Genomic DNA, 9,088 nt, shown 5'->3' with positions numbered 1-9,088 from the left:
GACTACCTGAGCCCGGTGGAGTTCGAGGCACAGGACGAACCACCAGTGCCGCCCGGCCGGGCGGCACTGGTGGCGGAAACCATGCTGTAGCTTTTGCGACATGTCTCAATGATGGGGTGCAGTCCAGCTTAAGGTCGCCTTTGGTCAGCTTTACGGTGCGTTAAGCGGACAGGGCGGCCGGACATGCGGACGGGCACACAGGCGGGGCCGCGGCGATCGCCCATGCCCGCGGCGGACTCACGGATCTGGGCGGTGGATGGACCAAGAGGCGTGACGGACGGGGACGTGAGATCAGGGGGCGTGAGATCGGGGGCAGACAATGCCGAACCCCCGCGGCAGCATGGCGCGCGGGGGCGGCGTGGATCTCTGTCGATCCTGGACCGGCAATCTGAGCCGGATGTCATATCCTGGGCGTCAACCGCAGGAGTTCAGGGCCACTGCTTTTGGCCATTTCAGCAATCATAAGAACTCATCATCCGCGACATCAACCTCCAGATTTGTTGATCCTGGAGAAGTACAGGGCCTTGACTTGCCCTTATTGCTGACCGGGGGGCGTATTGTCTTCCACGACACCCTCCTTGTTGCGTTGACGATTTGATGGTGCGCCCGTTTCACAAAACCGTCAAGGGGTGAAAAACGGTGCGCTGCCGGCCCCGGCTTGACGCCGTCCTGTCACAGGCGGCAGGCTCGCCACCGCACCGGGCCGGGGACAGAAGCGCCCGGACCAGCATGGGAACCCGCCTGGGGAAATATCATGGGCAGCAGCGCCGCCGGCCGGCAGGCCGATCACATCCTGGCCATCGACCAGGGCACCACCTCCACCCGCGCCATCCTGTTCGACCGCCAGGGCCGCCCCATCGCCACGGGCCAGCGCGAACTGCGCCAGTTCTATCCCGCCGACGGGCTGGTGGAGCATGACCCCGAGGATATCTGGCGCGACACGCTGGTGGTCTGCCGCGAGGCGCTGCAGGCAGCCGGGTTCGGGGCCGAGCGGGTGGCCGCCATCGGCATCACCAACCAGCGCGAGACGGCGGTGCTGTGGGACCGGGCCACCGGCGAGGTGCTGCACAACGCCATCGTCTGGCAGGACCGGCGCACCGCCCCGCTGTGCCGGACGCTGAAGGCCGGCGGGGTCGAGCCGCTGGTGCGTGCGCGGACCGGCCTGCTGATCGATCCCTATTTCAGCGCCACCAAGCTGTCCTGGCTGCTCGACCATAGTCCCGGTGCCCGCGACCGGGCCGAACGGGGCGAACTGTGCTTCGGCACGGTGGACAGTTTCCTGCTGTTCCGCCTGACCGGCGGCCGGGTGCATGCCACCGACGCCACCAATGCCAGCCGGACCCTGCTGTTCAACCTGACGACACAGGACTGGGACCCGGAGCTGCTGCGGCTGTTCCGCATTCCCGCCGCCCTGCTGCCGCAGGTGCGCGACTGCGCCGCCGCCTTCGGCGAGACGGAGTCGCGCCTGTTCGGCCGGCCCTTGCCCATCACCGGCATCGCCGGCGACCAGCAGGCCGCCACCGTGGGCCAGGCCTGCTTCCGGCCCGGCATGATCAAGAGCACCTACGGCACCGGCTGCTTCGCCCTGCTGAATATCGGTCCGGAGCCGGTGCTGTCGCGCAACCGCCTGCTGACCACCGTGGCCTACCGGCTGGACGGCGTGCCCACCTATGCCATCGAAGGCAGCATCTTCGTCGCCGGTGCCGCCGTGCAGTGGCTGCGCGATGGGCTGCGGCTGATCGCCGACGCCCCCTCGACCGAACGCTATGCCGCGGACCTGCCGGACAGCGGCGGCGTCTATCTGGTGCCGGCCTTCACCGGGCTGGGGGCGCCGCACTGGGACCCGGACGCCCGTGGCGGCCTGTTCGGCCTGACCCGCGACACCGGCGTGGGCCAGGTGGTGCGCGCGGCGCTGGAGGCCGTGGCCTACCAGACCCGCGACCTGCTGGATGCCATGACCGCCGATGCCGGCCACCCGCCGGCAGCCCTGCGCGTGGATGGCGGCATGGTCGGCAATGACTGGCTGATGCAGTTCCTGGCCGACATGCTGGAGGTGCCGGTAGAGCGGCCGGCGGTGACGGAGACCACGGCCCTGGGCGCCGCCTGTCTGGCCGGGCTGCAGGCGGGTCTCTATCCCGATCTGGCCGCCGTGGCCGCGGGCTGGCAGCGCCAGCGCCGGTTCGAGCCGGCCATGGACGGCGCGGTCCGCACCCGTCTGCTGTCCGGCTGGCACGACGCCGTGCGCCGCGTGCGCAGCGGCACCACCGGCTGAAACGGCCGGACAGCGCCATCGGTTTTGTCACCGACGCAAGTTTCGGGTCGTCCGCGGCGGATCGGCGGGCTAGGGTCCCCCTGCCTGTTCCCTTGCCCCCGGTGCCCCATCATGCCCGCCCCGACATCCCCCCAGACCATGCGCGCCGCGGACTGGATGACGTTGGGGGGCCTGTCGGTGATCTGGGGCGGTTCCTTCCTGTTCATCGGCATCGCGGTCAAGGAACTGCCGGCCCTGACGCTGGTGGGCAGCCGCGTGCTGATCGCCGCCCTGCTGCTGCTGGCCGCGGCCCGGCTGATGCGGGCCGCCATACCCTGGGGCCGCTGGCGGGACTTCGCGCTGATGGCCCTGTTCGGCAACGCCCTGCCCTTCACCCTGATTTCCTGGGGCCAGCACCATATCCCCAGCGGCCTTGCCTCGATCCTCAACGCCACCACGCCGCTGATGACCGTTCTGGTGCTGCGGCTCGCCGGGCCGCGCGATCCCATCGGGCCGGCCAGGCTCGGCGGCCTGATCCTGGGTTTCCTCGGCGTCTGCGTGCTGATCGCCCCGAAGCTGTCCGGCGGCCTGTCGGGCAGTGTGGCCGGCGGCATCGCCGTGCTGCTGGCGGCTCTGTGCTACGGCCTGCAGGGGCTGTGGTCCCGCCGCTTCGGCAGCGTCGAGCCGGTGGCCACCGCCGCCGGCACCCTGAGCTTCGCCACGCTGGAGATCGTGCCCCTGGCCCTGCTGCTGGACCGGCCCTGGTCGCTGGCGCCAGGGCCGGCCAGCGTCGGTGCCGTGCTGGCCCTAGCCAGCCTGTGTACGGCCTTCGCCTATCTGCTGTTCTACCGCATCATCCGGCAGGCCGGGCCTACCAACGCCTCACTGGTCACCTTCCTGGTGCCGCCCAGCGCCATCCTGATGGGCACGCTGATCCTGCATGAGCGGCTGGACTGGGCCGCCTTCGCCGGCATGGCGCTGATCTTCGCAGGGCTGGCGGTGATCGACGGCCGGCTGTTGCGGCGGATCCGCCCCATCCAGGTGGCGTGAGCGCGCAAGAACAACGGTTGGGGCGGGGCCGGTCCTTACGACATCCTGGCCTTGGCCCCGCGGCGAACGGACGGGCTGCTTTGGGCCTTGCTGCGGTCGTCATGGGCCAGGATGAAGGCCCGCACCTTCGGCTCGATCTCCTCGCGCCAGCGACGACCGTTGAAGATGCCGTAATGGCCCACACCCTTCTGCAGATGGTTGTGGCGCATCGCCTCCGGCAGATTGCGGCACAGGGTATGGGCGGCGATGGTCTGGCCGGGGGCGGAGATGTCGTCTAGTTCGCCCTCCACCGTCAGCAATGCCGTCCGCTCGATGGCGCCGGTATCGACCGTGGCACCGTTCCAGATCAGCGTGCCGCGCGCCAGAGACCGCTTCTGGAACACCTCCGCCACGGTCTGGAGGTAGAATTCCGCCGTCAGGTCCAGCACCGACAGGTACTCGTCATAGAATTTGCGGTGGGCATCGGCCGACTCGCCGTCGCCGCGGACCAGATGCTGGAACAGCTTCACATGCTCGCCCACATGCCGGTCGAGATTCATCGACATGAACCCGGTCAGCTGAACGAAACCTGGATAAACCTGCCGCAGGCCGCCAGGATAATAGGCCGGCACGGTGGTGATGACATTGCGCTCGAACCAATCAATGTCGCGCGTCTCGGCCAGTTCCGTCACCACGGTCGGCGCCGCCCCCGTATCGATGGGGCCGCCCATCAGGGTCATGGTGCGGGGCTGGCACGGGTCGTCGGCCTGGGCCATCAGCGCCACCGCCGCCAGCACCGGCACCGCCGGCTGGCACACCGCCATCACATGGGTGTTGGGACCCAGGAACTGCAGGAACTGCATCACATAGGCGATGTAGTCCTCCATGTTGAAGGACCCGCGGGCCAGCGGCACCAGCTTGGCGTCGGCCCAATCGGTGATATAGACGTCGTGGTGCGGCAGCAGGGCCTGCACCGTGCCGCGGAGCAGCGTGGCGTAATGCCCGGACAGGGGCGCCACCAGCAGCAGCTTCGGATCGTCGCGATCACAGGCCCGCTCGAAATTGACCAGGGTGCAGAAGGGCTTGGTCAGCACCGCCTGCTCGGTCACCGCCACATCGCGGCCCTGGATCCGGGTGGTGGGCAGTCCGAAGTCCGGCTTGCCCCAGCGGCGCGTCGTCCGCTCGATCAGCTCCGCCCCCGCCGCCATGGCCCGTCCCACCTTTGTATAGGCGCCGGGGAAGAAGGGATTCTGGAAGGTCTGCTGCGTGGCTTCCGCCATCAGACGCAGGGGCAGCAGCGCGGCATGTTGCAGGTCATAGAGCTGATAGAGCACGGAACAGTCCTCATCCATTCGACTGGCAACCGACCGGCCACCTTTACGCACGCCCAGCGCCTGATCCGATGCGGGCAGTGTGGCAGCCAATCGTGAAGGCAAGGTTGACGGACACTGCCTTGAGAAACATGGCCGCCCCCGGCGACACCAGAGGCGGGTCGGCCCGAACGGCGCACCCCGTCCGGTCTGGGCACCTTAACGCATGTCGGCGCCCATGCAACATTTAACCATTCGGGTATGTCGGGACTGGCGCCGCTTCTGTGTCCACAAGAGCACAGCGGGCATTTTCAATTGTTCATTCGTCGAATCGGTATGCCGCCTCACGCTGAAGGCCGGCCGGTATCCTGGGGGATCTCATGCACCTCCACCGGCTGTGCCGCGTGCCGCCCCAGGATTTCCCGCGCCAGTTGCTCCCGCTCGCCGTCGCGGAGATTGACCCAGAGCAGGATGCCGCCCTTGTCCAGATGCTGGCGCAGCGTCTCTTCGCGCTGATTACCGATCCAGCCGGCCAGGATGGCGCCCAGTCCACCACCACCGGCGCCGGCCGCCACCGCCGCCGCCGCCGCGGCCAGGGCCGTGCCGCCGCTGGCCACGACGGCACCGGTGGCCAGGATAGCGCCGACATAGGCCGGCACGCCCATGGCGATGCCCTTGGCATTGCCCACCTCCTCCGGCGAGACGATGGCCCGGCGCGGGGTGTCTGGATCGTGCTTGGCATCATCCACATGCCCGTGCACCCGGCCTAACTGGTCGCGCACCGTGTCGTCGCTGGCCATCAGGCTCAACTCGTGCTGGCCGAAGCCGTTCATAGTTAATTCGTCGATGGCCGCCTGCATGGCATCGATCCCGGTAAAGACGGCCACTGCTTCCCGCACCTGCCCACCAGAGCCGGGACTTCCCGCCGGCACTGTCGAGGGACCGAGGGCTGGATCGGCAGAGGGCAGGGGGTGAGAGCCGGGGGGCGTGGTGTCGGCGCGGGGCGTTTCCGCCATGTCAAGGCCTCCAAAGTGGGTCGTTCACCAGGAGAAACAGGCCAGAGGGGGTTAAGGTTGCGTCGGCGGTCGTCACCGGCGGCCCGCGGGCGTTTTCCCCTGGACCACCGGCCATTGCGGGCCTAGAACAGGCGGGCGTGCCAAGATGTTGGGACGTGGCACCCCGTCCATCACAATCTTTAGCTGACCGATGCCCGACGCCCGTTTCCCCGCCGTCCAAGACGCAGCCCTGGATGTGCTGCGCCGGGTCTGGGGCTATCCGGCCTTCCGCGGCATGCAGGGCGACATCATCGGGCATGTGGCCGCGGGCGGCGATGCGCTGGTGCTGATGCCCACGGGCGGCGGCAAGTCCCTGTGCTATCAGATCCCGGCCCTGGTCCGGCCCGGCGTGGGCATCGTCGTCAGCCCCCTGATCGCGCTGATGCGGGACCAGGTGGATGCGCTGCGGCAGTTGGGTGTGCGGGCCGCCTATCTGAACTCCACCCTGGACTGGCGGGAAGCGCAGGAGGTGGAGCGCGCCTGCGAGCTGGGCGAACTGGACCTGCTGTATGTGGCGCCGGAACGGCTGGTCACACCACGGTTCCTGGACCTGCTGGAGCGCAGCCGCATCGCCCTGTTCGCCCTGGACGAGGCCCATTGCGTCAGCCAGTGGGGGCATGATTTCCGCCCGGAATATCTGCAGCTGTCGATCCTGCACGAACGGTTCCCGCTGGTGCCGCGCATCGCCCTGACCGCCACGGCCGATGCCCAGACCCGGGCCGACATCGTCAGCCGCCTGGCCCTGGACGAGGCCCGGCAGTTCGTCGCCAGCTTCGACCGGCCCAACATCACCTACCGCGTCCAGCCCAAGGACGCGGAACGCCGCCAGCTGCTGGATTTCCTGCGCCGGCGGCCGGAGGATGCGGGCATCGTCTACTGCATGTCCCGCGGCAAGGTCGACACCATTGCCGACTGGCTGAAGGAACAGGGGATCGACGCCCTTCCCTATCATGCCGGGCTGGACGCGGCAGTGCGGCAGGCCAATCAGGATCGCTTCATCAAGGGCGAAGGTGTGGTCATGGTGGCCACGGTGGCCTTCGGCATGGGCATCGACAAGCCGAACGTCCGATTCGTCGTGCATATGGACCCGCCCCGCAGCCTGGAGGCCTATTATCAGGAGACCGGCCGCGCCGGCCGTGACGGTCTGCCGGCGGAGGCGCTGATGCTGTATGGCATCGGCGACGTGGTCCAACTGCGCCAGATGGTGGAGAGCAGCGACAGCCCGCCGGCCTACAAGCGCACCGAACGGCAGAAGCTGGAAGCCCTACTGGGCTTCTGCGAGACGGCCCGCTGCCGCCGCCAGACCATCCTGACCTATTTCGGCGAGGACGGGCACCAACCCTGCGGCAACTGCGATACCTGCCTCACGCCTGTGGAGTCCTATGACGGCACGGTGGCAGCGCAGAAGGCCCTCTCCGTCGTCTATCGCACGGGCCAGCGCTTCGGTGTCGGCCATCTGGTGGACGTGCTGCGCGGCCAGGCCACCGACAAGGTCATCGAGAAGGGCCACGACCGCATCAAGACCTTCGGCGTCGGCAAGGATCTCAGCAAGCAGGAATGGCAGACGGTGTTCCGCCAGCTGGTGGCCTACGGCTTCCTCTGCGCCGATCCAGAGGGACATGGCGGCCTGGTCCTGACCGAAGCCGCCACGGCGGTGCTGAAAAGCCAGGAAACGGTGCGGCTGCGCAAGGACCCCGCCAGCGAGGGCCGTAGCCGCCGCGGCACCCGCCCCGCCGGCCGCACGGCACCGGCGCCCCTGTCCAAGGGCGACGAGGAGCTGTGGCATGCGCTGAAGGCGCTGCGGCTGGAACTGGCGCGGGAACAGGGCGTGCCGCCCTATGTCATCTTCCACGACGCCACGCTGATGGAGATGATCCACGCCAAGCCGGACTCGCTGGAGGAGTTGGGCGAATTGCCGGGTGTGGGCGGCCGCAAACTGGACCGCTACGGTGATTACTTCCTCGACGTCATCCTGCGCCATGGCTGAGATCGGCACGGGGAAAAGCACGCCGGAACAAGGCCATGCATTTTTCCGCGATTGGGGGTTGCCAGCCCCGGCGGATCTTGCTAGATACCCGCGGCCTGCAGTGAGCGTGCCCCGATAGCTCAGCGGTAGAGCAACCGCTTCGTAAGCGGTAGGCCGTTGGTTCAAATCCGACTCGGGGCACCATTGCCTTCAAGGGCTCAGCTCGCGATTTCCTGGTGAAAGACTCCGTTTGAAAACCCTCCCTGTGGCTGATGCTGCGTGGAGGGGGCGATCCCCTGGCGAGTGGATCATGGCCTCGGAGATATCGGTCCGCTTTTCGTAATCGCGAACCAGGCGACGCCAGCGGGTCATCCAGCCAAAGGTCCGTTCAACGCCCCAGCGGCAGGGCAGGACCTTGACGCCGGGCTCGCGGTCGGTGCGGCGGACGACCTTCGACAACGCAGTCGAGGAAGCAGGCCTTGTCCATCAGCCTGCCCCGGTCGTCGGCACCATCGGCAAAGCAGTGCTTCACCCAGGATCCGCGCTTGCGGATGGCGTCCAGGATGAGCTGCGCGTCTGCGCTGTCGGAGATATCGGCGCTGGCCAGGTCCACCATGAGCAACCGCCCATCCGTGTCCACAGCAATCTCTGGTTTCAGGATGAAGCGCGCATCGGCCAGAAGGGCCGCACCGCGCATCGCTGGTGGGAGCGCGGGCAGCGGCCCCTCGGGCTGACAAGCGCTTCACCTCGGCCTACCTCTACGCCGCCGTCTGCCCGGCCAGCGGCGCCGACTTCGCGCTGGTCATGCCGACCGTCTCCACCGCCGCCATGAGCCTGTTCCTGAACGCCTTCTCCCGGAGCCTGGAACCGGACGTCCAGGCGGTGCTCGTGCTCGACCAAGCCGGCTGGCATGGAGCGCGGGCGCTGGTCGTGCCGGACAACATCACGCTGGTACCCCTGCCGCCCTACAGTCCCGAACTCAACCCAGTCGAGCGCGTCTGGCTGTACTTGCGCGAACGCTTTCTGTCCCACCAACTCTTGAACGACTACGACGCCGTCGTCCAAGCCTGCTGTGACGCCTGGAACGCTCTCACCGCCACACCGGAGCGCCTACGTTCACTCACCAGCTACCCGTGGCTACCATGTGTCAATGCTTAGGCGCGGCGGTATCACGTCATGCGGGCCAACATCTGCTGCTGGCCCGCAAATATGAGGAGCGGCCGGACCTGGCGCATGAGGGCAAGGTGGTGGTCATGCGTTCCAACCTGCGCTGGTGCTCGGATGGGGGCGAGTTCACTCGGCACGGAACGGCGCCATCATCCACGGTGCGTTCAGCATCGATGCCCATGACCGGGAGATCATTGCCTGGCGGGCCGTCGTCAATGCCGGCATCAGCGGTTCCGAAACCATCCTCGGACGGAGCGGCCAATGGATCGATGATTACAACAATAACCACCCGCATTCCGGCCTTAAAATG

At 67.7% G+C, this 9,088-nt stretch carries 6 protein-coding genes, 1 tRNA gene and 2 pseudogenes; 6 read left to right on the top strand and 3 right to left on the bottom strand.

Features of this window, described 5'->3' with window-relative positions; all coding sequences use genetic code 11:
• The first annotated feature begins 754 nt into the window (after positions 1 to 754).
• On the top strand, positions 755 to 2,272 hold the full coding sequence (gene glpK / locus DK368_RS21045) for a glycerol kinase GlpK (protein WP_114395934.1): 1,518 nt from the start codon (positions 755 to 757) through the stop codon (positions 2,270 to 2,272).
• A 111-nt stretch (positions 2,273 to 2,383) separates the two neighbouring features.
• Complete coding sequence (locus tag DK368_RS21040; RefSeq protein WP_240002599.1) at positions 2,384 to 3,301, top strand: DMT family transporter; 918 nt, start codon at positions 2,384 to 2,386, stop codon at positions 3,299 to 3,301.
• A gap of 35 nt (positions 3,302 to 3,336) precedes the next feature.
• Here DK368_RS21040 and DK368_RS21035 read toward each other — a convergent pair whose 3' ends face one another.
• Positions 3,337 to 4,632: a polyhydroxyalkanoate depolymerase gene (locus tag DK368_RS21035; RefSeq protein WP_275668545.1), complete on the bottom strand. Its 1,296-nt coding sequence runs from the start codon at positions 4,630 to 4,632 to the stop codon at positions 3,337 to 3,339.
• 302 nt (positions 4,633 to 4,934) lie between these two features.
• Positions 4,935 to 5,477: a hypothetical protein gene (locus tag DK368_RS21030; RefSeq protein WP_240002598.1), complete on the bottom strand. Its 543-nt coding sequence runs from the start codon at positions 5,475 to 5,477 to the stop codon at positions 4,935 to 4,937.
• 319 nt (positions 5,478 to 5,796) lie between these two features.
• Here DK368_RS21030 and recQ point away from each other — a divergent pair, with 319 nt between their 5' ends.
• Positions 5,797 to 7,632: a DNA helicase RecQ gene (gene recQ / locus DK368_RS21025; RefSeq protein WP_114395931.1), complete on the top strand. Its 1,836-nt coding sequence runs from the start codon at positions 5,797 to 5,799 to the stop codon at positions 7,630 to 7,632.
• Positions 7,633 to 7,740: 108 nt separating this feature from the next.
• A tRNA-Thr gene (locus DK368_RS21020) sits at positions 7,741 to 7,815 on the top strand.
• A gap of 6 nt (positions 7,816 to 7,821) precedes the next feature.
• Here the strand turns inward: DK368_RS21020 and DK368_RS21015 are convergent.
• Positions 7,822 to 8,266, bottom strand: a pseudogene (locus DK368_RS21015) (transposase); the annotation flags it as partial.
• A gap of 47 nt (positions 8,267 to 8,313) precedes the next feature.
• Between DK368_RS21015 and DK368_RS21010 the strand changes: the two are divergent.
• Both DK368_RS21010 and DK368_RS21005 read left to right on the top strand, forming a co-directional pair.
• Positions 8,314 to 8,769: an IS630 family transposase gene (locus tag DK368_RS21010; RefSeq protein ID WP_162306129.1), complete on the top strand. Its 456-nt coding sequence runs from the start codon at positions 8,314 to 8,316 to the stop codon at positions 8,767 to 8,769.
• A 29-nt stretch (positions 8,770 to 8,798) separates the two neighbouring features.
• Positions 8,799 to 9,088 (top strand): annotated as a pseudogene (locus tag DK368_RS21005) (IS3 family transposase); the annotation flags it as partial.

This window comes from Oleisolibacter albus (assembly GCF_003336875.1).
GTDB lineage: Bacteria > Pseudomonadota > Alphaproteobacteria > Azospirillales > Azospirillaceae > Niveispirillum > Niveispirillum album.
This window is presented reverse-complemented; position numbering and strand designations above follow the sequence as displayed.